Annotated in this window: 23 protein-coding genes; 11 read left to right on the plus strand and 12 right to left on the minus strand. The window is 48.1% G+C overall.

Translation table 11 applies throughout. The features are described from left to right. The first annotated feature begins 72 nt into the window (after positions 1–72). Positions 73–1,002 carry a methylmalonyl Co-A mutase-associated GTPase MeaB gene (meaB, locus tag EOO50_RS07035; RefSeq protein ID WP_290838878.1) on the plus strand — a complete coding sequence of 310 codons (930 nt, stop codon included), beginning with the start codon at positions 73–75 and terminating at the stop codon, positions 1,000–1,002. A gap of 34 nt (positions 1,003–1,036) precedes the next feature. Here meaB and EOO50_RS07040 read toward each other — a convergent pair whose 3' ends face one another. Both EOO50_RS07040 and EOO50_RS07045 read right to left on the minus strand, forming a co-directional pair. Further along, positions 1,037–1,264, minus strand: a complete 228-nt coding sequence (locus EOO50_RS07040; RefSeq protein WP_290838879.1) for a hypothetical protein — start codon at positions 1,262–1,264, stop codon at positions 1,037–1,039. Positions 1,265–1,272: 8 nt separating this feature from the next. After that, positions 1,273–2,667, minus strand: a complete 1,395-nt coding sequence (locus EOO50_RS07045) for an MATE family efflux transporter (RefSeq protein WP_290838880.1) — start codon at positions 2,665–2,667, stop codon at positions 1,273–1,275. A gap of 293 nt (positions 2,668–2,960) precedes the next feature. On the opposite strand from EOO50_RS07045, the gene EOO50_RS07050 reads away from it, so the two are divergent. Further along, entirely contained in the window at positions 2,961–3,527 is a 567-nt protein-coding gene (locus EOO50_RS07050; RefSeq protein WP_290838882.1) for a hypothetical protein, read from the plus strand. Positions 3,528–3,583: 56 nt separating this feature from the next. Here EOO50_RS07050 and EOO50_RS07055 read toward each other — a convergent pair whose 3' ends face one another. Continuing rightward, complete coding sequence (locus EOO50_RS07055) at positions 3,584–4,465, minus strand: PPK2 family polyphosphate kinase (RefSeq protein ID WP_290838883.1); 882 nt, start codon at positions 4,463–4,465, stop codon at positions 3,584–3,586. Positions 4,466–4,605: 140 nt separating this feature from the next. On the opposite strand from EOO50_RS07055, the gene EOO50_RS07060 reads away from it, so the two are divergent. Beyond that, on the plus strand, positions 4,606–5,439 hold the full coding sequence (locus tag EOO50_RS07060) for a hypothetical protein (protein ID WP_290838884.1): 834 nt from the start codon (positions 4,606–4,608) through the stop codon (positions 5,437–5,439). On the opposite strand, the gene EOO50_RS07065 is transcribed toward EOO50_RS07060, so the two are convergent. Continuing rightward, positions 5,397–6,080 (minus strand): hypothetical protein, encoded by a 684-nt coding sequence (locus EOO50_RS07065; protein WP_290838885.1) that lies wholly within the window; start codon positions 6,078–6,080, stop codon positions 5,397–5,399. The genes EOO50_RS07060 and EOO50_RS07065 overlap by 43 nt on opposite strands. A gap of 183 nt (positions 6,081–6,263) precedes the next feature. Between EOO50_RS07065 and EOO50_RS07070 the strand changes: the two genes are divergently transcribed. Genes EOO50_RS07070 through EOO50_RS07085 form a run of 4 tightly spaced genes read left to right on the plus strand, consistent with a single transcriptional unit; the run spans position 6,264 to position 10,392 of the window. After that, positions 6,264–6,764, plus strand: coding sequence for a sigma-70 family RNA polymerase sigma factor (locus tag EOO50_RS07070; RefSeq protein WP_290839024.1), 501 nt, complete (start codon positions 6,264–6,266; stop codon positions 6,762–6,764). A gap of 2 nt (positions 6,765–6,766) precedes the next feature. Beyond that, positions 6,767–7,732 (plus strand): hypothetical protein, encoded by a 966-nt coding sequence (locus EOO50_RS07075; protein ID WP_290838887.1) that lies wholly within the window; start codon positions 6,767–6,769, stop codon positions 7,730–7,732. A gap of 25 nt (positions 7,733–7,757) precedes the next feature. After that, positions 7,758–9,899, plus strand: coding sequence for a von Willebrand factor type A domain-containing protein (locus EOO50_RS07080; RefSeq protein ID WP_290838888.1), 2,142 nt, complete (start codon positions 7,758–7,760; stop codon positions 9,897–9,899). Next, entirely contained in the window at positions 9,886–10,392 is a 507-nt protein-coding gene (locus EOO50_RS07085; protein WP_290838889.1) for a hypothetical protein, read from the plus strand. The genes EOO50_RS07080 and EOO50_RS07085 overlap by 14 nt, the downstream gene beginning before the upstream one ends. A gap of 225 nt (positions 10,393–10,617) precedes the next feature. On the opposite strand, the gene EOO50_RS07090 is transcribed toward EOO50_RS07085, so the two are convergent. Then, positions 10,618–12,252 carry an ABC-F family ATP-binding cassette domain-containing protein gene (locus EOO50_RS07090; protein WP_290838890.1) on the minus strand — a complete coding sequence of 545 codons (1,635 nt, stop codon included), beginning with the start codon at positions 12,250–12,252 and terminating at the stop codon, positions 10,618–10,620. A gap of 505 nt (positions 12,253–12,757) precedes the next feature. Between EOO50_RS07090 and EOO50_RS07095 the strand changes: the two genes are divergently transcribed. Continuing rightward, a complete protein-coding gene (locus EOO50_RS07095; protein WP_290838891.1) occupies positions 12,758–15,991 on the plus strand; it encodes a reprolysin-like metallopeptidase in 3,234 nt (1,077 codons plus the stop codon). A 141-nt stretch (positions 15,992–16,132) separates the two neighbouring features. Here EOO50_RS07095 and EOO50_RS07100 read toward each other — a convergent pair whose 3' ends face one another. The 3 genes from EOO50_RS07100 to EOO50_RS07110 form a co-directional block, all read right to left on the minus strand. Further along, entirely contained in the window at positions 16,133–16,873 is a 741-nt protein-coding gene (locus tag EOO50_RS07100) for a 3-oxoacyl-ACP reductase family protein (RefSeq protein ID WP_290838893.1), read from the minus strand. Between the two features lie 152 nt (positions 16,874–17,025). Further along, positions 17,026–17,595 (minus strand): Crp/Fnr family transcriptional regulator, encoded by a 570-nt coding sequence (locus EOO50_RS07105; protein WP_290838894.1) that lies wholly within the window; start codon positions 17,593–17,595, stop codon positions 17,026–17,028. Positions 17,596–17,683: 88 nt separating this feature from the next. Further along, positions 17,684–18,211, minus strand: coding sequence for a GNAT family N-acetyltransferase (locus EOO50_RS07110; protein WP_290838896.1), 528 nt, complete (start codon positions 18,209–18,211; stop codon positions 17,684–17,686). Between the two features lie 216 nt (positions 18,212–18,427). Between EOO50_RS07110 and EOO50_RS07115 the strand changes: the two genes are divergently transcribed. The 3 genes from EOO50_RS07115 (at position 18,428) to EOO50_RS07125 (ending at position 21,328) form a co-directional block, all read left to right on the plus strand. Continuing rightward, positions 18,428–19,648 carry an MFS transporter gene (locus EOO50_RS07115; RefSeq protein ID WP_290838897.1) on the plus strand — a complete coding sequence of 407 codons (1,221 nt, stop codon included), beginning with the start codon at positions 18,428–18,430 and terminating at the stop codon, positions 19,646–19,648. 7 nt (positions 19,649–19,655) lie between these two features. Beyond that, positions 19,656–20,543 (plus strand): archaemetzincin, encoded by an 888-nt coding sequence (locus EOO50_RS07120; protein ID WP_290838898.1) that lies wholly within the window; start codon positions 19,656–19,658, stop codon positions 20,541–20,543. A gap of 68 nt (positions 20,544–20,611) precedes the next feature. Beyond that, positions 20,612–21,328: a hypothetical protein gene (locus EOO50_RS07125; RefSeq protein WP_290838899.1), complete on the plus strand. Its 717-nt coding sequence runs from the start codon at positions 20,612–20,614 to the stop codon at positions 21,326–21,328. 1 nt (position 21,329) lies between these two features. On the opposite strand, the gene EOO50_RS07130 is transcribed toward EOO50_RS07125, so the two are convergent. The 4 genes from EOO50_RS07130 to EOO50_RS07145 form a co-directional block, all read right to left on the minus strand. Further along, a complete protein-coding gene (locus tag EOO50_RS07130; protein ID WP_290838900.1) occupies positions 21,330–22,136 on the minus strand; it encodes an alpha/beta hydrolase in 807 nt (268 codons plus the stop codon). Continuing rightward, entirely contained in the window at positions 22,133–23,095 is a 963-nt protein-coding gene (locus EOO50_RS07135; protein WP_290838902.1) for a tetratricopeptide repeat protein, read from the minus strand. Before EOO50_RS07135 ends, EOO50_RS07130 begins: the two co-directional genes overlap by 4 nt. Next, entirely contained in the window at positions 23,082–23,729 is a 648-nt protein-coding gene (locus EOO50_RS07140; RefSeq protein WP_290838903.1) for a DEAD/DEAH box helicase, read from the minus strand. Before EOO50_RS07140 ends, EOO50_RS07135 begins: the two co-directional genes overlap by 14 nt. 61 nt (positions 23,730–23,790) lie before the next feature. Then, positions 23,791–24,885 (minus strand): DUF695 domain-containing protein, encoded by a 1,095-nt coding sequence (locus EOO50_RS07145; protein WP_290838904.1) that lies wholly within the window; start codon positions 24,883–24,885, stop codon positions 23,791–23,793. Positions 24,886–24,892: the final 7 nt, after the last annotated feature.

Genomic DNA, 24,892 nt, shown 5'->3' on the forward strand with positions numbered 1-24,892 from the left:
CGGAACCACATTTTTACATTGGCAGTTTCTCGAGCAATCTTGAAACTGTTTTTGTTTTGTACATTTATGGCTGTGGAAAAACCAACAGCAAATACTTCAGCACTTCGTGAGAAAGACGGCATCGAACCGCCTGAGACCGTAAGCGCTTCGGTTGCCGGGAATGTCGTTTCGAAACGGCAGAGACAACCATCGGCACAAGAACTCGTCGATGGGATTTTTTCGGGCAATATTACCGCTTTAAGCCGCGCAATCACGCTGGTCGAAAGTACGAACCCGAACCACCAGGCGAAAGCGTCCGAGGTGATTTCAGCTTGTTTGCCCAAAGCCAATAATTCAATCCGAATTGGAATTACGGGCGTTCCAGGCGTCGGGAAAAGCACATTTATCGAGGCTTTCGGAACCTATTTGACTGGAATCGGCAAGAAAGTCGCCGTGCTCGCCGTCGATCCCAGCAGTACATTGTCGCATGGCAGTATTTTGGGCGACAAGACGCGCATGGAGGAACTCGTGAAGGATAAAAACGCGTATATACGGCCGTCAGCTTCGGGCGAAACTTTGGGTGGCGTGGCACGTAAAACGCGTGAAACGATTACGCTTTGCGAGGCGTTCGGGTTTGATACGATCATCATTGAGACGGTTGGCGTCGGACAATCGGAAACCGCCGTGCATGGCATGACGGATTTCTTCTTGTTGCTCAAAATTTCGGGCGCGGGCGACGAACTCCAGGGAATAAAACGCGGCATCATGGAAATGGCCGACGCGATCGCAATCAACAAGGCCGATGGCGACAACATCAAGAAAGCGAAGTTGGCGAAAACGGAATTCGGTCGCGCGTTGCATTTCTTTCCGGCTAAAAGTTCAGGCTGGATGCCCAAAGCGGCGACTTGCAGCGCGGTGACGAAGGAAGGAATTCCTGAGATTTGGGAAATCGTGTCGGAATATGTGTCGCTTACGAAAGAAAATGGTTTTTTCGAGAACCGACGCCGCGAACAAAACTCTTAAAGGGTTGGTTCAAAAAAAACAACTTCCAACCAACCTATTCCTCGTACCGCTCCACTTCTCGGTCGTAAAATTCATTCGCAAGCTTGATCAAAGTCTCCATTTCTTCCTGAAGTTCCGCCTCTTCATCTTCCTCGACTTCATCAATGATCTCAACCTCATCGTCTTTCAGGTTGATGATAAAACGTGGATAATCAAGATGGATGATGAAAATATCGTCCGGAAAATCGGTGTTGTCGCCAAGAAGGAATTTAGGAAGCTCCATAAGTAATTTTAAGTGTTGACGGCCGCTCTGCTATTTTCGACCAATAATTTATGCGTGACTTTATTAAAACGAAGATACAAAAATAATGCGGCCGACCCCAATCCGCCGAGCAAGCCGATCCAGACGCCGAACGCGCCCAAGTCAGTGTACAGTCCAAAATAAAACGACAGCGGGAATCCGATCATCCAATAGGAAAGAAACGTGATATACATTGGGATCTTCACATCCTGAACGCCTCGCAACGCGCCCAATACCGCGACTTGAACGCCATCGAAAATCTGGAAAAGTGCCGCGATGATCAATAGTTCCGACGCGATCGCAATCACTTCGACATTGTCGTGCGTCTGTAATCCGTTGTCCATATCGAGGAAAAAATGCGGCAAATATTGATGGAACACGATAAAGAATATCGCAAAGATCGCCTCGACCAGAATCGTAAGCAAAAACACCGAACGCGCCACCACTATCAGATTCTTAAAGTCGTTGAATCCCTTTTGGTTGCTCACGCGAACCATCGCCGTGACGCTCAAGCCCGTCGCGAACATATACGTCAACGTCGCCAGACTCAGCGCGATTTCGTTAGCGGCTTGGCTTGTTTTTCCGAGGTTTCCGCATATCCAGACCGCCGAAGTGAACAACGCGACTTCGAACAACATCTGCATCGACGACGGAAATCCGATCGCAACGATTTTCCTGATCACGCTTTTCTTGATCTCGTGAAACGAAAAACCGTGAAAATATGGCGTCAATTGCTTTTGGCGCGTCAACATGAAATGCATGAAAACGACCATGATAATACGTGAAATCACGGTTCCGACGGCGGCGCCCACGATTCCCATTTTGGGGAAAATCCAAACGCCGTAAATAAGCAAAAAATTTAGCGGGACGTGTACGATGTTCGCTGCGACGATCGCATACATCGAAAATTTGGTCATCGACAAACCGTCGGCGAATTGCTTGTAGGCTTGATAGATGATCATCGGAATCAATGAAAACGCGACCCAATCGAGATACGGTCGTGCCAAAACGATCACTTCGTCGGGCTGGCCCATGAACTGCATGAGCGGTTTCGAAAAGTAAATGATCGCGAACATCGAGATGCCCAGAATCGTACATAAGAACAGCCCATGATGAAATGCCGACCGAACTTGCCCGTACTCCTTCGCGGCGTCAGCTTCGGCTACGATCGGAGTGATTGCCGTCGAAAATCCGATCCCGACCGACATCGCGATGAAGATGAAACTATTGCCCAATGAAACCGCGGCGAGTTCCGCCGAACCCAATCGGCCGACCATCAACTTGTCCACGATCCCGATCAACGTATGCCCGATCATTCCTAAAATGACGGGATACGCCAACTTCATGTTGTAAGCGAATTCTTTCGTGTAAGCGGTAAGCGACATGGCAATTTTTGAGCCGCAAAGGTAATCGGCTTTTGCGCATAATCGTGCGTAAAATGCAACCGAAATCGCCATTTTTTGTTAAAGTCTGTTAAAGGATTTACCAAATGTTGCATAAATGCCAAGGCCAAACTTACTGGTTAATCCGTTCAAATACAAGGGCTCGCGGTTTTCGTCAGAATCGCCATGTAAAATATTCCTAAAACTATGTAAAACCCCAAAAAAATGCCAAATATATCTTTGACACAAATCTAACCGGCGTCATGCCACCAAATTGTAACCTAAACATTCTTATCATGAAAACTCTTAATTTCAAATCAGCAGTGTTCTTTGCCTTGACGGCATTGTCAACCATGACACTTTCGGCCCAAAGCGCCGATGCAAATTCTGACGCAAACTACGACAACGGATTCCGACTCGGCTTCGGTGTAACTCCTGGTTATGTACTCCGCGAACCTTACGGATTTTCACTTGGTGGAGACGTCCGCCTGCAATATGACTTTTCAAAACGCTACTCGGTAACGTTGACATCGGGTTATACGCATTTGTTCGCAAAAGATGTGGACGTTGTAGGCTTTGAAGCGCACGACCTTGGGTTCATTCCAGTGAAAGCGGGTTTTAAGGCTTTCTGGTGGGAAGATCAATTCTATGCCATGGGTGAAGCAGGTGCCGGATTCGCCGTTACGAGCGAAATCAATAAGACGACTGCAATCTTGTCACCAAGCATCGGATGGGCGAACGACTATCTTGATATCAGCGTTCGTTACGACTACTTCTCTGATTTCCCAGGCATCAGCAACAACGAATTCAAAGACGGCAACCACCAGATCGCATTGCGTTTCGCATACGGATTTCGTCTATAAACCTTTCCAATTACAACACAACAACGAGAAACGCCCTGTATTTGCAGGGCGTTTTTTTATGCTTCACTTTCAAGTTGCGCCCTGAACGCCGCAACGTGCTCCTGGACGTCAGCCTCGAGTTCAGGATTTTTGATGTCCTTGTATTTTTTGAGTTCTTCAAGGATGATTTTCCCAACGATATAGCGAGTCGCGGCCTTATCGTCGGCGGGAACCACGAACCACGGTGCCTTGTCTTTCGACGTTGCGTTTATGGCGAGTTCGTAACACTTCTGGTATTCGTCCCACAACGCGCGTTCCTTGAGATCACCGGGCGAAAATTTCCAATTGTGTTTGTCTTCTTCGAGCCTGCGCAGCAATCGTTGGCGTTGTTCCTCTTTGGACAGGTTCAGGAAAAACTTCAACACGATCACTCCATTCTGAACGATATGTTTCTCGAAGTTGTTGATCTGTTTCATGCGGTTTGTCCAAAATTTGTCCTTGATATCTCCGACGCTTCCGATGCCGGGAATGTTCTCGTTCAAAATATATTCGGGATGGACGCGCGTGACGAGTACGTTTTCATAATGCGTCCGATTGAAAACCGCCAACTTCCCGCGTTCGGGCAACGCGATGTAATGCCGCCATAAATAGTCGTGTTCGAGTTCGGTCGAGTTCGGTGTCTTAAAACTGTGGACGACGACGCCTCGTGGATTCATCTCCTTAAAAACCTCGCGAATCAAACTGTCTTTGCCCGACGTATCCATTCCCTGCAGGCAAATCAACACGCCGTACTTGTTGTGCGCGTACATTTTGTCCTGGAGTTTTGCGAGATCTTCGCGTACTTCTGCGAGCGCTTCCTCGAGCTCTTCTTCGTTAGACTTGAGCGTGTCGAGCGTCGGCAATCTTTTGAGTTCTATCGCGGACGTAATTTTATAATCTTCGGGCGTAATGCTTTTCATGAGAGTTGTTTGCTTAAATATAAGTAAATTAGTCGTCTTTGGGATTTGGATTTTGGATTTTAGATTAACAGATTTCAGATTTACGGATTTACAGATTTCAGATTTCAGATTTCAGATTTACGGACGCAAACAGGATATCCATGAAACGTTTTTCACTCGAAGTATTGTATCATATTGTCGGCATTGGCTCGGCGTCGGGCATTTTCTTTAAACCTGGCATCGTATTTATCGTGTCCGACAACGGCGGTTACCTTTATTCATACGAAGCGAAAACCGAAAGAATCGAGAAAACAGCGCTGATAGAAGGGAACGTGCTCGAAAATATGCCCAAAAGCATCAAACCGGATTTTGAGGCCATGGCTGAAGACGATGGCAAACTCTACATTTTCGGATCGGGTTCTACCGGTGCGCGCAACCGCATGGTCGAAGTCGATTGCGAGACGAAAAAAGTCGGTGCGACGACCGACCTTACAAACCTTTACGAACAAATGAAACGCGAGTCATCGATTTCTGATGACAATTTCAACCTCGAAGGCGCGATTTGCAGCAAGGATGTCTGGTATTTCTTCCAACGCGGAAACGGTGGCGAAGGCAAAAACGGCGTGTTCACGGTAAACGGGAAACTCGACCATCCGAAATCGGTTACGTTCAGCGAAGTGATTTTGCCCGAGATCAAAGGCGTGACGGTTTCGTTCACCGACGCAGTTTTGGTAGGAAAAGACGTTTGGTTCCTAGGTTCCGCCGAAGATACGAAATCGACCTATGACGACGGAGAAGTCGTGGGCAGCGTCGTCGGAAAAATGGATTTGAAGACGATGACGGTTTCCTATTCCGAACAAATTTCAGACACGCATAAATTTGAAGGCATCGCGTATCATTCAGACTCAAAAGAAACGATCAGGTTTTTGTTGTGCGAGGATAATGACAGCAATTATTTGGAGTCGGATGTGTTTTTGTTGGAAGTGGAAGATTGAGTTGTGTCTTTGGATTGTTGATGTGTTGATTTGTTGATTTGTTGATTTGACTTGCGGTTGTGTCTTTGACGGGACTTTTGGATTGTTGATGTGTTGATTTGACTTGCGGTTGTGTCTTTGACGGGAAGTTTAGATTGTTGATGCGTTGATTTGTTGACTTGTTGATTTGACTTGCGGTTGTGTCTTTGACGGGACTTTTGGATTGTTGATTTGTTGATTTGACTTGCGGTTGTGTCGTTGACGGGACTTTTGGATTGTTGATTTGTTGATTTGACTTGCGGTTGTGTCTTTGACGGAACTTTTGGATTGTTGATGCGTTGATTTGTTGATTTGTTGATTTGACTTGCGGTTGTGTCTATGACGGGACTTTTGGATTGTTGATGTGTTGAGTTGTTGATTTGTTGACTTGTTGATTTGTTGATTTGACTTGCGGTTGTGTCTTTGACGGACATATCGATTCTTGGTTGACGCCGGATTGCGTTAGGGATGGCGGCTTTGTCTGAGCTCGTTTTGAAGTGCAACGAAAAAACAGCGAGTGCCGACAGCCCGACGGCGGCATTCAACAACATTTTTGCGAAAAGGAATCTTCCCTGCCGCCGGAACGCCCAAATATCCAACCGCGATAAAACCCATAATCCCATCGGAAGGCAACGATTCAAATCAACAAATCAACAAATCAACACCCGAGGCGAAGCCGAACTGATGGAGCGCAGCGGAATAAATCAACATTTTTTCAATACCAATCCAACCTTTTCCCAACCTTTCCCATCTTACTAAAAAACACCAACGTGATCAACGATACTTTAATATCAGCCTGCCGCAAATTGCAACGCGATGCCCAGCGCCAGGTTTACGATGCGATGGCTCCAAAACTTTACCGGACTTGTAAACGCTACCTGAAAAAGGAGGAAGAAATCGAGGAAACTGTTGCCGACGCTTTCTACACCATTTTCACGAAGCTCGACCAACTCAAGGAAAACGGGGCATTCGAGGCTTGGGCGCGCCGTATAACTGTGAATCTGTGTCTGCAGCAATTAAGACGAAATGTGAATTTCAACCTCTATCTCGAGGACACCAAAACGATTCCGGCCGCGGCGAGCGTGCATCAAACCGCGCTCGAGGAACAGGATCTACTCAAGTTGCTCACGCTGATTCCTGAAGGATGCCGAACTATTTTCAATCTTTTCGTGATCGAAGGTTACGCACATAAGGAAATCGCCGACATGCTTTCGATATCGGAAGGCACGTCGAAATCACAACTAAACGCGGCCAAGACCAAACTCAAGGATTTGGTGAACAGCCACTATTACCAACAAGCAAGATGATCATGGAGAATAATTTGTTCGAACAGATAAAAAATGCCGAAACCAACGCCGAAAGCCAGGAATTTCCGGGAATCGAGTCGGTCTGGTCGCGAGTCGAGGACAAACTCGACAACAGGGTTTTGGTGAAGCAGAATAAGAAGTGGAAACAATGGGCGGTCGCGGCGTCGGTACTTTTGGTGGCTTCGCTGGGATATCAGGTATATCGCACCGAAACGACTCCCGAAACAAAAATAAAGATCGTAAAAAACCAAACTGTCCTTCCCGAAATTGAAGCTGATGACGCCGTTGCAAATGCGGTTGCCGATACGACGGTAATCCGCAAGGACGCCCCGCAAATCCTCAAAAAGGAAATCCAGTCGGGCAACATTGCGAATGCGAGTGAAGTAGTCGTATCTCCAAATGCGGCCGCCCCGATGAGTAACAGTGCCGCCGAAGCCATGGAACCATCGATTCCTTTGTCTGATGATATCGAAAATGATGATTCCGGCATGTTATCGTTGAGACCAAACCGCGAAAAGGGAACATTCAGGAAAGGAAATGTTTTTCCGGCGCGATCGGTCAGGCGCGATGGAGTCGAAGTTTCGATTGAAGACTTGAAGAAAGATAAAAACACACAACCTGAAAAGAAATCAAAACCGCTGCTTATCGTCGACGGCAAACCCGTAGTCGCGAAATCGGACGCCGAATACGATAAAAAACTCGAAGACCTTGAATACGGACGAACCAAACGCGATACGATAATCCATCTCGAGAAACCGTTGTACGTGATAAATGGAGTCGAATATTCAGAGGAATCCCTATTTGGCCCGAACCCGACGAGCCCGTACGCGCCTTTGAACCTGCAGGAAGAAGGCATGACGACGACAATTCTCACGGGGCGTGAAGCCGAGAGTGCCTACGGTGCGAAAGGCCGAAACGGAGTCGTGATCATTACCACTAAAAACGGACGTCCGGCACCAAAAAAATAAGCAATAACCTTTAAAGAAATCTATCATGAAACTATTCAAAACCGTTTCGTTGGGCGTAGCCATGCTCATAACTTTCGTATCGTTCGCGCAAAATTCGAACACGTTCGAGAAAACAATCACGGGAAAAGTATACGATGAAGCCGGGCCGCTGCCGGGCGCGAATGTCGTCGTAAAGGAAACGAAACACGGCGTACAAACCGACATCAACGGGAAATATGACATAAAGACTAAAGAAGGACAAACGTTGGTCTTCAGTTTTGTAGGCATGCAGGATCAAGAGGTGAAAGTCGGGAAGTCGAATACCATAAACGTAAAAATGGCAACCGGCGGCGCGTTACTCGGAGAGGTCGTGGTCACTGCGACTTTGGGCAGCAGGAAGCGCCATGTTGCAACCACGAGCAGCAACTCGATTGTAAGAGATGCGAAATCGAAACCGGCTTCCCCAACACTGCAGGGAAAAGTTTCAGGTGTGCAAATTGGTTATGAGTCCGACAAATCCTATGAAGACGTCGCGATTTTACGCGGAAACCGTCCCGCTGCAAAAAATGACGCTCTGTATGTAATTGACGGAAAGGTGACTTCGTCTGAAGAATTCAAAAAATTAAAACCTGAGGAAGTAAGTTCGGTAAATGTGTTGAAAGATGCACAAGCCACGAGTTTGTTCGGTTCTCAAGCCATAAACGGCGCAATAGTCGTGACGACCAAAACCGGAACGTTCAGCCCAACGATGATCGAACCGAATGACGAAGATTACGAATCATTCACTGAAAACGCATTCACAAGCCCCAAAAACGAACCGCTTTCCACATTTTCGATCGATGTCGACAATGCGTCGTATACCAATGTCCGACGCTTTCTGAACAACGGCCAAAAGGTTCCCAAGGATGCGATCCGTGTCGAGGAAATGGTCAACTTCTTCAAATACGACTATCCGCAGCCAAAAGGCAACGATCCGTTTTCGATCAATACTGAAGTCGCCGACTGCCCGTGGAATGCGAACAACAAACTGTTGCGTATCGGGCTGCAGGGAAAAAACCTCCCGACCGACGATCTGGCCGCGTCGAATTTCGTGTTTCTGATCGACGTTTCAGGATCGATGAGTGACGACAACAAACTGCCGCTCTTGAAGGAATCGATGAAAGTGCTCGTCAACCAATTACGCGATAAGGACAAAGTCGCGATGGTTGTTTATGCGGGTGCGGCGGGATTGGTCTTGCCTCCGACATCAGGTTCTGAAAAAGCGAAGATCATCGACGCTCTCGACAAACTAGAATCAGGCGGAAGCACGGCCGGAGGCGCAGGCATTGAACTCGCTTACAAAACCGCAATGGAAAACTTCGTGAAAGGCGGAAACAATCGCGTGATTCTCGCGACCGACGGTGATTTCAACGTGGGCGCATCGTCGAACAACGACATGGAAAAACTCATAGAAAACAAACGTAAATCAGGCGTTTTCCTAACCGTTCTGGGTTACGGGATGGGCAATTACAAGGATTCGAAAATGGAAATTCTGGCCGACAAAGGCAACGGCAATTACGCCTATATCGACAACATACAGGAAGCGAATCGTTTTCTTGGCAAAGAGTTCAAAGCCTCTATGTTCGCGATCGCGAAAGACGTGAAGATCCAGATCGAATTCAATCCGAAACACGTGCAAAGTTATCGTCTCATCGGATATGAAAACCGCAAGCTGCGTCCCGAGGATTTTACGAACGACGCCATAGATGCGGGCGAATTGGGCAGCAACCATACGGTCACGGCATTGTATGAAATAATTCCGCAAGGCGTTACGAGTTCGTTTTTCACCGAATCGACGAACCTGAAATACACCGAAACCAAAAACGTCGACCCAAAATTCAAGGAAGAACTGGCCACGGTGAAATTCCGCTACAAAAAACCCGACGGCGATAAAAGCACTGAGATGATCCACGTAATCGCGAACAAGGGCGAAGATTTGAAAGCGGCGTCGAACGACATGCGATTCAGCGCGTCGGTCGCCTGGTTCGGACTGCGTTTACGGGAGTCGAAACTGATCACCGACAATTCCCTCGAAGACATCCGCAAACTCGCGAAGGCAAGTGTCGGAAAAGACGACGATGGTTATAAGGCTGAGTTTGTGCGATTGGTGGAAAGCGCGGTGAACATTACGGGTTATGCGAAGAATTAAGTTGATGTTGATTTTGGCATTCGGTTCGGCTTACGGTCAGGAAATTGATTCGCAAGCCGGATTGAACGCCTTTTTAAATCAAAACCTGTATGCGAATACTAAAATTCTCGGCAACACCTTATTTATTGATTTTCTCGAAGTGCACGTTCCCGCCAAAACATTGAAAATCATGCCTTCGTGTTTTATCAAAGGCGGCGGTGGCGGAGAATTACACGTGCAAGGTTCCGATAAGATCATGAGATCATTTCCATGGCAATTGCTTGAGCAGAACGATTCGCTGACCGTCAAGAAGAAATCGCTGCAAATCGATCTTCGAAAACTTTCCCACATTTGGTTTGAACTAATCACTTATGCGTCGGACTCTGATTTGTTGCTCTACTTTACAACCGAAAATGATCCAAAGGAAGTTTCACTTTTTCGATTGACGTTTGAAAATATCGATCGGAATACCTTACTCCGAGTCGTTTCCCGGCTCGACAAATACCGAATTTAATTTTTTAGTTACTGGGTTAAAAGTTGGTTTGAATGCAAAAGGGACGCTTGCTCAGCGTCCCTTTTTATTTTTTGAGTGATGAAAAAATTTCGATTTTGTCGCTTCGCGCTTTTTTTTTGCCACGGATGCACGGATTTTGACGGATTTGATACGCCGCATTATTTATTCGACATCAACTTCGACAACTTCAGCACTTTAGCACCTCAGCACTCCAGCACTTCATCACTACTTCTCAATCTCCCTCAAATTCTCCATCTTCTTCATCGCCAAAAATCCTTTGATATCCTCAAAGTGTTCCTTCACGCGCTTATGCCCGAATTCAAACACCTTCGTCGCCAATCCGTCCAAGAAGTCACGGTCGTGGGAAACCAGGATCAGCGTGCCGTCGAAATCGCGCAACGCGTCCTTGATGATGTCTTTGGTTTTCATGTCGAGGTGATTCGTCGGCTCATCGAGAATCAGCACATTCACAGGTTCGAGCAATAATTTGATCATCGCGAGACGCGTTTTTTCTCCGCCTGAAAGCACTTTTACCTTCTTTTGGATGTCGTCGCCCTGGAACATGAACGCGCCCAATAAGTTTTTGATTTGCGTGCGAACGTCTCCGACTGCAATGCGGTCGATCGTATCGAAAACCGTCAGATCGCCATCGAGCAATGACGCTTGGTTCTGCGCGAAATAACCGATTTGCGCGTTGTGCCCGACTTCGAGTTTTCCACCTTCATACCCGATCTCGCCCATGATCGCTTTGATCATCGTCGATTTTCCTTCTCCGTTTTTCCCGACGAAAGCGACTTTCTGTCCGCGTTCGATAACCATGTTCGCGTCTTTGAAAACCACGTGGTCGCCGTAGCTTTTTGACAATTCGTTCACGATGACGGGATATTGTCCCGAACGTGGCGATGGCGGGAACTTCAATTTCAACGCCGAATTATCGACCTCATCCACCTCAACGATCACGAGCTTCTCAAGCATTTTCACTCGCGATTGTACTGAAAGTGTTTTTGAGAACGTTCCTTTGAAACGCTCGATGAATTCCGTGTTTTCGGCAATCATCTTCTGCTGTTCCTCGTATGCTTTTTGCTGGTGTGCGCGTCGGTCTTTACGCAGTTCGAGGTAGTGCGAATATTTCGCCTTGTAGTCGTAAATGCGGCCCATCGTCACCTCGATCGTGCGGTTCGTGATGTTGTCGACGAAAGCCCTGTCGTGCGAAATCACGATCACCGCTTTGGCCGAATTCACCAAAAACTCCTCAAGCCATTGGATCGACTCGATATCCATGTGGTTCGTCGGCTCATCGAGCAAGATCAGATCGGGTTTGCGCAACAGGATTTTCGCGAGTTCGATGCGCATTCTCCAACCGCCTGAAAATTCCGACGTCGGGCGCGTGAAATCCTCGCGCTCGAAACCGAGACCTTTCAAGACCTTTTCGACTTCGGCTTCATAATTCACTTCCTCGATCGAATAGAATTTCTCTGAAAGTTCCGATACGCGCTCGATAAGCTTCATATACGCGTCGCTTTCGTAGTCCGTTCGGATCGTAAGCTGCTCGTTCAAATCGTCGATTTCCTTTTTCATCTTGAACACTTCGGCGAACGCTTTTGAAGCTTCTTCCATCACGGTCGCGTCGTCCTGCGTCAAAAGATGTTGCGGCAAATACGCGATCACGGCTTCTTTCGGGGCCGAAATATTGCCCGAGCTCGGCTTGCTCGCACCTGCGATAATCTTCAACAGCGTCGATTTTCCCGCGCCGTTCTTGCCCATCAACGCAATCTTGTCATTCTCGTTGATCGAAAATGTAATGTCGCTGAAAAGTGTCGTGCCGCCAAAATGTACGGCTATGTCGTTGACTGTAATCATTTTTTTTGTTTAATCGGTTAACCGTTTAGTTGGTTAGGGCCGAGTGGTTTTAAGCGCGCAAAAGTAATGGATAATTGACAATTGACAATTATCGAATGTGAAAATTAGCGGATTAGCGAATGGGCGTGAGGTCAAATTTACACTTCTCTTTTCAGGAACGTTAGATTTTGACAGCGTGGAAGTGCGTCGACGCGAAATTATACTGAACTGAAATCTGTAAATCGTACGCCTTCGTGCAAAAAAAACTTTTGTTTGAAGTCATTTCGGCAAAAAAAATCAGACTAAAAAAACCTTGCAATAATGTATCGATGCCAATCTCCATTTACGATTATACAATTGATTCCTCAAAGAATTGAACTCAAAAAAAATGCATCGCCTACCTACTCCCATGTTAACCTACAACAACGAGTCAAATTCGCTAATCCGCTAATTTTCTAATTTTCTAATTTTCTAATTGACCAATAAAACCTACATTCGTAAACGTCCAACTAAAAAATCACAACTCTTGAAAAAACAACTACTTATCCTATTATTGTGTTTGTCATTCCTTCCCGCGTTGGCGCAAGGCGTTTGGCAAAAAGCATCTGAGACCGAAGCTTCTAAATCGGGCAAGAAACCACGCGTTTCCATTCCCGCAAAACAGGAATTTTTCCGACTCGACCTCGACGCCTTCAAACAATCGTTGGCGAATGCCCCGATGCGCGGTTCAGTTTCGAATCTCGTCCTTCCATTTCCCGACAGCGACGGTAACATCCAGCATTTCCGAATTTGGGAAGCGCCCGTGATGCATCCCGAACTCGCCGCGAAACATCCCGACAATAAATCCTACGTCGGGCAAGGCATCGAGAATCGCTCGTCGATCTTGCGTTTCAGCGTCACGATGTTTGGTTTGCATGCGATGACTTTAGCGGCAAATGAAGGCACGTTTTACATCGATCCATTTTCAATCGACGGAAATTACTATTCGGTTTATGCGCGCAAAGGCCTGACGACGCCAAACGGTTTCAATTGCCTCACGTCTGACACCGAACCTGAAATGCGCCTACAGGACATTTCGGCACAACCGCAGGACAACGGCGTGTATCGCACGTACCGAACCGGAATCGTAACGACTGTGGAATTTTCGGCTTTCCATATCAACGCCGCAGGCCTGAACTCGGGAACATTGGCCCAGAAGAAAGCCGCTGTTTTGGCAGCCGTAACCATTACGATCACTCGCGTGAACTCTATGTTCGAACGCGATTTGTCGGTGTTCTTGCAACTTATCCCGAATGAAGAAGACGTAATTTTCGTCGATACCGACAACTTGACCGACAACGACGTCGGAGCACTCATCGGAGAAACACAGGAAACGCTCGACGATATCATCGGAACCGCCAATTACGATTTCGGCCACGGTGTCGGGACTTCGGGCGGCGGGCTCGGCGGCGGTCAACCTTGTGCTGAAGGTGCGAAAGCATTCGGAGCTACAGGACTTGGCGCACCGGTCGGCGATCCGTTTGACATTGATTACGTCGCACATGAAATGGGCCATCAATTCGGAGCGGCTCACACGTTCAACAATTCATGCGGCGGCAACCGCGACAACAACTGGTCGTACGAACCCGGAAGCGGAAGCTCGATCATGGCGTACGCCGGGATTTGCGCGCCGAACATCCAGAACAATTCCGATGCGCAATTCTTCGCGGGAAGCATCGCCCAGATCCGCAACACGATCAACGGAGGCGGCGGAAGTTGCACCGTGAACACATCGAACAACAATTCCCGTCCGACATCTGACGCAGGAATCGATTATACGATCCCAAAAGGCACTGCTTTTATCCTGACCGGTTCCGCCAGCGATGCCGACGGCGATGCGCTTACCTATACGTGGGAACAATACGACCGCGAAATCTCGACACAGCCACCGACAGCTTTGGCTACGAACGGCCCGAACTTCAAACCGCAAATCCTTACCGATGTACCGGTTCGTTACCTACCGCGACTTGCCGACGTTTTGGCGAACAATCTTGCGCCGATGTGGGAAGTCATTTCAAACGTCGCACGTGAATACAATTTTGCGTTTACCGTGCGCGACAACAACCCCAACGGAGGCGAATCCACAACCGATTTCATGAAGATTACCGTAAATGGAACGGCCGGACCTTTCGTCGTGACATACCCGAGTTCTTTAGTGAGCTGGCAGGCAACCTCGAACCAAACCGTCACATGGAACGTTGCTGGAACCACGGCGAACGGCGTAAATACGGCGAACGTCGACATCCTTCTTTCGACGAACGGAGGTTTGAATTTCAACTACGTATTGGCCGAAAATGTCCCGAACGACGGCTCACAGACCATCACCGTACCGAATCTTCCGGGAACCGCAAATCGCATCATGGTGCGCGGCAACGGCAATATTTTCTATGACGTCTCGAATCAGAATTTCGCGATCACATCGCCCGCAGCTACATTTTTGCTGCATTTGAACAGCCAGCAGAACGTAAACTTCTGTCAGGGATCGAGCAATACATATTCGTTCCTGTATCAGGCCGTTTCAGGATTTTCAGGCACTACGAATTTCTCGGTAAGCGGGCTTCCTGCTGGCGCGACAGCGAATTTCAGCCCTGCATCGACTTCTTCAAACGGTGAGATTCTCATGAATATTTCTAGCGGCACGGCGGCTCCGGGCGTATATGAACTTTTGTTCACGGCCGTTTCGGGCGCAATCACCAAGACAGAGTCGGTGTTCGTGTCATTGTTCAGTCCGAATTTTGCGACACTTACACTGAATTCGCCTGCGAACCTTACCAACGGAACAGGTTTGACGCAAACACTTCAATGGTCGGCTGACCCGAATGCCTCCGATTACACGATTTTCGTCGCAACCGATGCGGCGTTTACGAACGGTTTCATAACGGCTTCGTCCAATACGAATTCATTTGAGCTCACTGGGCTTGCCGAAGCGACGACGTATTACTGGAGAGTGATCGCTTCAAACGCGGGTTGCGCGGGCACGGTTAGCAGTGCATTCCAATTTACGACGGGACAATTGGTTTGCGATGATTTCGCAGCGACCGACGTTCCGGTCGAGATTCCGTCGGATTCAGCCATTACGGTTGCAGGTTACATGACGATCGCCGACGCTTTCGACATCCAAAGCGCGACGGTTTCCTTGGACATTTCGCATACTTGGGTAACCGATATGGCCGTGAAACTCATCAGCCCGTCAGGAACCGAGGTCGATCTGTTCACAAACGTTTGCGGTGATGCCGACGATGTCGTGGCAACGTTCACCGATTCAGGCGCGACGTTGAACTGTTCGGGCGGAACTCCTGTAATCTCGGGAACGTTCAGGCCTGAAACGCCGCTAAGTGCATTGGCCGGCGAAACGAGCACAGGCGAATGGGCATTGCAAGTCTATGACGAGTTCGCTGAAGATGGAGGTTTCATCAATTCCTGGAGCCTGAACTTGTGCAGCATCGAACCTGCTTTGGCCTTGCCTGAAAATCAGATGATCGACTTCGTATTGTATCCAAATCCCAACAATGGAAGTTTCACGATCCAAATGAACGGATTCAGCGGCGATTTTGAAATGAACGTGTACGACATGCGCGGACGCCGCATCTTCGAAAAGAAAACCGTATCCAATGGAGGTGTTTTCCTGCAAAACGTCTCGCTTAACGCACAGGCCGGAATTTACATGATCGAGATGTCAAGCCAGGGCCGACGCATGGTCAAGAAATTCGTCGTGAAATAAAAAATGATTCCACGAAAAACAAGAACAGCCGGGCAAATCGCTCGGCTGTTTTATTTTTTTCAATTGCTTAACTATTCTTAACTTCTTAATTGTAAAATACCATACGATTTATAAGCTGATTGTAATTACGATTGCCGGAAGTTAGTTCCCAAAACCGCCGTCAATGTCTAAACTCGCGCCATTAATGTAACCCGATTCATCTCCCGCCAAAAACGCGACCATCGCCCCGACTTCACTCGCCGTTCCATACCGTCCGACCGAAATATGCGGCATCAGCATTTCAGCAAACGGACCGCTCGCGGGATTCATGTCGGTATCGATAGGTCCGGGCTGTACATTGTTGATCGTAATCCCAAGCGGGCCGAAATCTCGCGCCAAACCTCTCGTCAAACCTTGGACCGCGGCTTTGCTCATCGCGTAAACTCCGCCGCCTGCGAACGGCATACGGTCGGCGTTGATGCTGCCGATGTTGATGATCCGGCCGCCGCGTTGCAAGTGTTTCGCCGCTTCTTTAATCGCGATGAACGGAGCACGTACGTTGATCGCGAAAATCTTGTCGAAGTCTTCGATGCTGAAATCCTCCAACGGAGCGAATGTTCCGATTCCCGCATTGTTGACGAGAATGTCGAGTTTCCCGAATTCGGAGATTGTCTTTTTTACGGCATGTGAAAGTGCGGTTTCGCTCGCGCTGTCGGCTAAAATGGCGATCACCTTGCCGCCTTGCGATTCGAGTTCGGCTATGAGTCCGTTTGCTTTTTCTGGATTTCCGGCGAACGTGAACGCGACGATTGCGCCTTCATTTGACAACCTGCGTACGATTCCTGCCCCGATGCCGCGTGAGCCTCTTGTTACCAATGCTACTTTATTCGATAAATTTTTCATGATCTTTTTAAATTATGATTTGTGATTTGTGATTTGCAAATCGCTGTGATTTACAGGTACAAAGTTGCACCCACAGGCAAGTTGTTTCCGCTGACAAAAGGCAAAAAAAAACCTTGACATTTGTCAAGGAAACTGATGTTTTGAACGCCCGATTATTTCTTGGCCCTTATACGGCTCAGGGTTTCGGGCGAAATGCCGAGGAACGACGCGATCATATGCAAAGGCACGCGATTGCTCATGTCAGGATAGATTTTGAGGAACTGCCCGTACTTTTCCTCGGCCGTGTGCGTGATGTTCGATTGGACGCGGTTTTGAAGCGAGATGAAACTTCGCTCGAGCAGGTCGTACATCATCTCGTTGAGCTTTGGGATCTGGATGCGCAGTTTGGCCGTGTCTTGTTTCGGGATCAGGATTACCTCTGAATCTTCGTAAGCTTCGATGTTGTAGCGCGCGGGTTCGCCCGAAATGTAACTTTGGCGATCGCCCGTCCACCAGTTTTCAGGGCAGAACTGCAACACGTGCTCCTGCCCTTTATCGTCGACTTTATACGTTCGCATGAGGCCTTTGCACACGAACGCATCGTATTTCCAAATGTCGCCTTCTTGTAGTAAATATTGACGCTTGCGCAGTTTTCGTTCGATGGCGACTTCGCGGATGAGTTCGAATTCTTCGTCGGAGATCGAGGTTTTTGAGTTCAGGTATCTTTTGAATACTTCGAGCATTTTTTGGACTGTTGGACACGTTGGCTTTGGACTCGCCTGCGGCTTTTGATTGTGTTCGTTAAAATTAATGCTTAGTCTTCAGAACTGACTATGAAAACAACGGATTCTTGATTTCATACCAACATTCGGGTTCGCCTTCATACAGGAAGTCCTCGGTGTGTTTGAGGCCGCATTTTTCAAGCGCGTTGCGCGATGCCTTGTGTGCGGCGCTTACGTAAGCATTTATGACGGGCAATTTCATTTCGTTGAAACCGAAATCGATGAACGCCGACGACGCCTCGGTCGCGTAACCTTTTCCCCAGAATTCTTCCCGCAGACGATAACCGAGATCGTAAAACGTTTCGCGCCCGTTCACGTTGCGTTCAAGTTTCAAGCCGACCCAGCCGATGAATTCGCCCGATGATTTTTCAATGGCCGCCCAGCGCCCGATGCCGTTGTCGATATATTGTTGCTTGATGTTGGCGATCCACGACAGCGATTCCTCGATGGAACTCACGGTTCTGTTACCTAAGAAAATATGCACGTTCGGATTCGAATCGAGCGCGAACATGCCCGCGGCGTCGGAATCTTGTAGTGGCCGAAGCAATAAACGTTCGGTTTCTATGGTTGTTTGCATAGTCAAATATAAACTTTTTGTGATTCCCGGAACGTGCGCGCGTTAGGGATGCAAGTGGAAATCCCACAGGCTTGAGGCACGAGAGCCGAGGAATTGGAACGGGCAGCCCGGCCGCGACTCAAAAAACGCGAATTTAGTCAAAACGGGCTGTCGCGGCAACGCCCAAAAAACAGCCCAAGTTCGAATCGGAATGCCTAATTTTGCAAAAAACGACACATGCCGCTAATCGATTACAGCAATTTTCTCGACAAGATCCTGCCCAAGCCGAAGTATAAAAAGTCGTTCCGCAACGCCAAGCAGTCGTACCTGAACCGCGTGCGCCTTGCCGTGACGCTGTTTTATTTTGGAATGGGTTATACGTTCGCGTCGTGGGCAAGCCGGATTCCCGACATCAAGGCGAATCTCGATTTGAGCGAGGCCGACCTGGGAACGATCCTGTTCGCGATCCCGATCGGGCAATTGATCGCGCTGCCGATTTCAGGCAAGACCGTCACGAAATACGGTAGCCCGAAAGTGCTTTTGATCTCGTTGTTCCTGTATGCGCTGAGCTTGGTCTGCTTGGGATTCTCAGAAGTCTCGTGGCAGTTGGCGCTGTCGCTGGTATTGTTCGGAGTTACGGGGAATTTCTGCAATATCGCCGTCAATACGCAAGGAGTTTACGCTGAAGGCCTGTTCCCGAAACCCATCATGGGCTCGTTCCACGGCTCATGGAGTTTGGCGGGATTTGGCGGCGCGCTCACGGGAATGGGCATGAACGCGTTGGGTTATTCGCCCGCGGTGCATTTCGTGTTCACGGCGATCGTGATTTCATTGATCATTCTTACGAACCGAAATTTTTTGGTCAAGGCGAAACCGGTTAAGGAAGGCGAAAAAATGGGATTCTGGGCCGGTTTCGGAGGCATTTTGATCTGGCTCGGCGTGATCGCGTTCTGCTGCCGGACGAGTGAAGGCGTGATGTACGATTGGAGCGGCGTGTATTTCAGGGAAGTCGTGCATGCCGAGGGTGCGATGTCGATGATCGGATACTCGGCGTTTATGATCACGATGACGTTCGGACGGTTTTTGAGTGATAAGCTCGTGGGAAGATTCGGACGGCGAAATATATTGATCGCAAGCGGGATCACGGTTTCGATCGGGCTTTATGCGGCGGTCGCATTTCCGGTCCTGATTCCTGCGACATTGTCGTTCATGCTTGTCGGGATTGGGGTTTCGATGATTTTCCCGATCGTGTTCAGCATTGCGGGATCGAACCCGAATGTGCCCACGAGCGCGGCGTTGACGGTGATCACGAGCATCAGTTTCCTGGGATTCTTGACCGGGCCGCCTGTAATCGGTTACATAGCCGAGCAATCGAGTTTGCGTTATTCTTTCGCGTTCGTTGGAATATTCGGCCTCGTAATTTCGTTATTGGTGAAGTCGGTGAAGGAAATCCGATGAGACAACCATGAAAAAAGTCGTTTTTCTGTTACTGATTTTGGTTTCCTGCGCCGACGAGAAGTCGAAATCCGTTTCATTTTCTACGTCCGACTCGAAATACTTCACCGCGATTTCAGCGAATGACGTGGCTTTGAGCCAGCCGCAATTTGGAGACTGGCGCCAACAGCACATCGAAAAGAAACAGACGTTCGAGGACTACGTTTCGGACAATCCTTTTATTCCCGACGACGATCAAAAAGTCATTTACTTGCAGCCCATCGGAAAATTCGATTCATTGCAGGTCAAGGCCATCGAATTGACGCGCGAATATGTGGAAATTTTCTTCCAGCGCAAGACGGTTGTGCTCGACGCGATTCCGGACGCGGGAATTCCGGCAGGTTCCAGACGTCAAAATTTCGGACATGAACAACTGAAAACGGGTTATATCTTACACAAAATTTTAGCACCTGACATTCCCGACGACGCGATGGCGATCATGGCGATTTCACAGAAGGATTTGTATCCGAATGAGGATTGGAATTACGTTTTCGGGCAGGCTTCGTATTCGAAACGCGTTGGCGTGACGTCGATTTTCAGGTTGCAGGATGAATATTTGGGCGGTTCGAATTTCGATGTCTGCGTGAGGCGATTGGCGAACGTTTCGGTGCATGAAATCGGGCATATGCTCACGATACATCATTGCCTGTTCGCGAAATGCGTAATGAACGGCAGCAATAATCTTCAGGAAACCGACGCGGGCCCAATGCGTTTGTGCAGCGATTGCCAGAAGAAATTAAAGTGGAATTTGGGTTATGACAATAGTGATCGGTTAAAAGACTTGCTTGGGTTTTCGAGAAAACATTTGGTTGGTGACGTTGGTGAACTCGAGAAAGATATGGCGGTTGTAGGACGGTGATTTTTGAACAGTTAAGATAGTTGAGAGAAGTTAAGGGATTGGGTTAATTGTTTTTCACAGGGAAATATATGAAAATAGCATTTGGGTTTTTGGCGGTTTTGGTTTTGTTTTTTGCATGTTCTGATGCGAAACCGAAATATGTCGCGGTCCAAAAATCGCCTACGCCAAAACAGCGGATCGATACGGTTTACGTCAAAGACAGTGTCGTGAGCAAGGAGCGACTTTATGACAATCTCTCGAAAACGCAGAATTTCAAGCTCACGTATTTTGAAAAGTCCGACGGCAAAAAACCTTTGCAACATTTTTGGACGATCGTGATTTACGATAAAAAAATGAAGCGTCTCGATTCGATCGTGCAGCCCGTTTACGTTTTATTGTCGTCTATGGTCGACTTAAATAATGTGCGGTCATACGCCACGGGAATCAACGAAAACATGCAGGCGCCTGACAATTATTACGGTGATTTTGTCGTGGCCGATTTTAACTTCGATGCTAAAAACGATTTTGCGATCCTCAACGATATGGGCGGGAACGGCGGTCCGTTTTATAGTTTTTACATCCAACAGCAGGACAAGACTTTTTCATCGGACAGATTTTTACAGGATTCGATGACATACTTTCCGACGAAAATAGATAAACAAAAACAACAACTCGTCACGTACGTCCACGCGGGAGTATGTTGGGTCGGCGAACATAAATACGAGAAAATCGGAAACGGTTGGAAACAAGTTTCGCACAAAAGAATCGATGTCTGTGACGATACGAAAAAATCCGGAAAGAACTGAATCAGTTTAAGATCGACGCGAGTTCTCTCTGGAATTCAACATCGTCGTTGAACTTCGCGTGTCCCAAACCTTTTATCGTGAAGAATTTGATTTTTGGGTTTTCGGCCATTATTTGAATTGAATTTTCATACGGAACGACCTTATCCTCGGTGCCGTGAAACATGTAGATCGGGCAATCCACTGACTTCAGGTATTCCGAAGTCGTAAAATTGTACCGCAACAACGACATCGGGACCATTGGGAAACGCTTCGTTGCGATCGATGCCAAATCGTAATACGGCGCCTGTAAAATCAAGGTTTTCGGATGTTCTTTGCCCGCGAGCCAGGCGGCCGGACCGGTGCCGATCGAGAAGCCCGTGACGACGATTTTGTCTTCAGGGTACGATTTCATCATATAGCGATAAGCCGTGCGGATGTCCTCGAGAAATTCGTCCTTATCGGTAATTTCGCCACCGCTTTTGCCGTAACTGCGATAATCGAGGATGAACAAATCGTAACCGAGTTTCGTGTACACGTCGCTCATATATCCCCAGCCTTCGAGCGATCCGCCGTTTCCATGCAGGTAAAAAATAAGTCCTTTCGATGGTTTTTCGGTCTTGAAGAGCAGGCCGTTCAGCGTAATGTCGCCGGTTGACGGAATGTTGATTTCCTCGAACGATGCCGCGTAATTGAATTTATAATCGGCGGCCAATTTTGGAGGCGCATGGAAAATAAGTTTCTCCTGGAAGAAATACAAAAACGTGAGTGCCGCGATGTGGATCAAAACCAAAACGCCCAAAACCCTGAGTAATCTGCGGACAAACTTCATTTCGTATTTTTCAGGCAATATTTACTAATCAACTCTTTGACTTCAGTTCCGAATTTTTGTTCGAAACCTAACGCCTGCGCTTTTTTCAGGTCGGCGCAAGCCAAATCTGTTTTGGACATTGCGATATAAATCAACGCGCGATTGCGGAACGCATACGGATTTTCAGGATAAATTTCAATCGACCGCTCCACGTCGGCAAGCGCTTCCTTGGCCTGCCCGATCTGTAATTTGGAATATGCCCGGTTGTTGAAACTGAACGCGGCTTTGTCGGGAATCGCGATGATGGTCTTGTCGAAAATCGCAATAGCCTCAGTATGCCTGCCTTTTCCCTGATATAAAAATCCAAGATTGTTCCAGACGCTATTGCTGGGCGGCACGAGCTTGACTGCCTTTTCATAATACGAAATAGCGTCGTCGGTGTTCCCGTTTTCCATGCTCACCGCACCCAACATCACTATCGGAGCGACATTTCCGGGGTCAAGTTTGTGCGAAAATTTGAAATTTTGGACCGCGCTGATCCTGTAATCGCCCTGCATATCGACATATCCCAGCATATTGTACAGCCCGCTGTTCAACGCATCGTCCTTGACATTGGCGATCGCCTGCTCAAGTGCCGTGGTCGCCGCGGGATAATTTTTCACATTCATCGCGGCTAATGCCTTTAACGCATAAATCATCGGATTTTCGTCCATTTCCTTTTTGGGAACGGCTTCCAGTTCATCGAAAATCTGTTGGAAAGATTCTTTTTCGACAAGTACTTTTATTTTCTTGAGCCGGTCGTAAGTCGCTGGCGATATTTTCGTGCTGTCGATATATTCATTCACATCGAGTTCACTCGACATGTTGCTTGAAAACGGCGTTTCACCTTCAGTAAAAACGTTGGTTTTCTTGACTTTTTGAGCCGACGCGATGCTGACCATAACGATCAATATGAAGATGAGCGCCTTATTCTTCCTCATCAGTAGCGTCGTCATCCTGATCATCGTCGGGTTCAAAGAACATTGGTTCGGTCATCACTTTATCGGCGATGATCTCGACGCGCTCGGTGATTTCGCGGCACGTGAAGATGAATTGGGTTTTGGAAACGCTTTCGGCAAGTCGCAAGATTATCGCGTCCTGACGATTCTTGAATAAGACGTCGGCGTCATCGACCGCGAAGAAACGGATCGTCGTCAGGTTGAATCCTGCAGAAGCGAACAACGCGTTCACTCGCGTCGGCGTTCCCACGATCACATCCATTCCAAGTGAAATCATGTTCTTGTCGTAATCGATATCGCCTTTGTCGTGCGACCCGATGACGCGCAAACCCGTGTATTGCCCGTACTTTTCGAATTGCTCGACGAGTTCGAGAACGCTTTCCTTGTCCTGTGTCAAAAGCAACGCGCGCGTACTTTCGCCTTCAGGTTTTTGAAGTTTTTGGATCGTATTTACGACGAGAGCCGTGGTTTTGCCCGAGCCGCCCGGAGAAGCGATCACGCAGTCGGCGCCGCTTTTTATGGACGACCAGGTGTCGATCTGTAGCGTCGTGGCATGTGACAGGCCTTGTTCTGATAAGGCTTTCTCGAGATTCGGATGTATTTTCTTTAATTGCATATCGGTGCAAAGGTCAGCTTTTTGTATCGGTTTTGCTAATCGGAATTTGCAGGGTTTCGTGTCAGTCGGCGCGGAAACGTTCAAGCGATTGCCAATATTTGTCTTTGTACATGTCGTAACTCACGTTGAGAAGATCGCGATAACTTAGTATAAGCGCGTACAAAATCTCTGACGGTTTCCTGAAATCCTTGCACGCGAAATAAATGCAACGCAGGCTGTCAGCGGTTTCACGCGCGACGTTGAGATAACCGTCGGCGTCTTTGAGCTCGTCCATGATCTCGAGTTCGAACTTGTCCATGAGCGCATACGTCGCATCGTCGGGCATGCCGTTGAGGTCGGTTCCGTCATATGCGATTTCTATTTTTAGAATCCACGGATGAGAACCTTTCGCTTCCCAATCGAGCAAAGACGAATTCACGATCGCGATCAGCGGCAAGTCGTTTTCAAGCGTGGCTTCGAGGCTCGTGTACTCGTCGTCCTCGGTGTCGCGGCGCGTGCCTTCGTACTTTTCCACGAATTCCTTTTCGCGCCAGATCAGATAATCCTGGAGTTTGGAAATCGGGATCAGGTCCTCATTTTCTGACGGTTCGGCCTTGATCCACAAATTGTCAATGCTCGTCACTGAATTGAGTTCGCCCAGATAATTGTCGAGGAACAGATAAATCCCGTTCGTAATCTGCGGTTTTTCGTCCTCGGTATACTTTTCAAAGACGATGGTGATGTCGATCTCGTCAGGATATTGGGCGCTTGTATTCGGATAAAACCAAATGTTCGAGTCGTTGAATACGTATTCGCCCATGTCAATCTGCAGTTCCGTGATGTCGGTTTTGGGTTTCAATGCCGTGAATTTCCAATTCTTTAGCGACGGAGACGCGGCGACCAGATCCTCGGTGAACGCTATGTTCTTGATGATGCCATCGGGCGTGAAGATGAGTTCGGCGATTTTCGCGTCGCGCATTCCCGTCAACAAATAAATGTCGGGACGCAATGCTTCAAGCCTCGATGAAAGTTCGTCGAAAAAAGTCGCGTGCAGGTTTTCGCCTCCCGCGATCGCTTTATAGAAACGCTTCTCGTTCGCGGCGAACCACTTCCAGAATTGCGCGATTTCGTCATCGGGCAAGTGCTGTTTGCCGAAGAGATGTTGCAGAAAATTCATAGGCGGG

Origin of the sequence: Flavobacterium sp., assembly GCF_004211145.1 — a bacterium.
GTDB lineage: Bacteria > Bacteroidota > Bacteroidia > Flavobacteriales > Flavobacteriaceae > Flavobacterium.

What these genes read in the sequence shown, in the direction of transcription:
- EOO50_RS07040 (WP_290838879.1), bottom strand. Translation starts at nt 1,264, where the DNA reads ATGGAGCTTCCTAAATTCCTTCTTGGCGACAACACCGATTTTCCGGAC.
- EOO50_RS07045 (WP_290838880.1), bottom strand. Translation starts at nt 2,667, where the DNA reads ATGTCGCTTACCGCTTACACGAAAGAATTCGCTTACAACATGAAGTTG.
- EOO50_RS07050 (WP_290838882.1), top strand. Translation starts at nt 2,961, where the DNA reads ATGAAAACTCTTAATTTCAAATCAGCAGTGTTCTTTGCCTTGACGGCA.
- EOO50_RS07055 (WP_290838883.1), bottom strand. Translation starts at nt 4,465, where the DNA reads ATGAAAAGCATTACGCCCGAAGATTATAAAATTACGTCCGCGATAGAA.
- EOO50_RS07060 (WP_290838884.1), top strand. Translation starts at nt 4,606, where the DNA reads ATGAAACGTTTTTCACTCGAAGTATTGTATCATATTGTCGGCATTGGC.
- EOO50_RS07065 (WP_290838885.1), bottom strand. Translation starts at nt 6,080, where the DNA reads ATGGGATTATGGGTTTTATCGCGGTTGGATATTTGGGCGTTCCGGCGG.
- EOO50_RS07075 (WP_290838887.1), top strand. Translation starts at nt 6,767, where the DNA reads ATGGAGAATAATTTGTTCGAACAGATAAAAAATGCCGAAACCAACGCC.
- EOO50_RS07080 (WP_290838888.1), top strand. Translation starts at nt 7,758, where the DNA reads ATGAAACTATTCAAAACCGTTTCGTTGGGCGTAGCCATGCTCATAACT.
- EOO50_RS07085 (WP_290838889.1), top strand. Translation starts at nt 9,886, where the DNA reads ATGCGAAGAATTAAGTTGATGTTGATTTTGGCATTCGGTTCGGCTTAC.
- EOO50_RS07090 (WP_290838890.1), bottom strand. Translation starts at nt 12,252, where the DNA reads ATGATTACAGTCAACGACATAGCCGTACATTTTGGCGGCACGACACTT.
- EOO50_RS07100 (WP_290838893.1), bottom strand. Translation starts at nt 16,873, where the DNA reads ATGAAAAATTTATCGAATAAAGTAGCATTGGTAACAAGAGGCTCACGC.
- EOO50_RS07105 (WP_290838894.1), bottom strand. Translation starts at nt 17,595, where the DNA reads ATGCTCGAAGTATTCAAAAGATACCTGAACTCAAAAACCTCGATCTCC.
- EOO50_RS07110 (WP_290838896.1), bottom strand. Translation starts at nt 18,211, where the DNA reads ATGCAAACAACCATAGAAACCGAACGTTTATTGCTTCGGCCACTACAA.
- EOO50_RS07115 (WP_290838897.1), top strand. Translation starts at nt 18,428, where the DNA reads ATGCCGCTAATCGATTACAGCAATTTTCTCGACAAGATCCTGCCCAAG.
- EOO50_RS07120 (WP_290838898.1), top strand. Translation starts at nt 19,656, where the DNA reads ATGAAAAAAGTCGTTTTTCTGTTACTGATTTTGGTTTCCTGCGCCGAC.
- EOO50_RS07125 (WP_290838899.1), top strand. Translation starts at nt 20,612, where the DNA reads ATGAAAATAGCATTTGGGTTTTTGGCGGTTTTGGTTTTGTTTTTTGCA.
- EOO50_RS07130 (WP_290838900.1), bottom strand. Translation starts at nt 22,136, where the DNA reads ATGAAGTTTGTCCGCAGATTACTCAGGGTTTTGGGCGTTTTGGTTTTG.
- EOO50_RS07135 (WP_290838902.1), bottom strand. Translation starts at nt 23,095, where the DNA reads ATGAGGAAGAATAAGGCGCTCATCTTCATATTGATCGTTATGGTCAGC.
- EOO50_RS07140 (WP_290838903.1), bottom strand. Translation starts at nt 23,729, where the DNA reads ATGCAATTAAAGAAAATACATCCGAATCTCGAGAAAGCCTTATCAGAA.
- EOO50_RS07145 (WP_290838904.1), bottom strand. Translation starts at nt 24,885, where the DNA reads ATGAATTTTCTGCAACATCTCTTCGGCAAACAGCACTTGCCCGATGAC.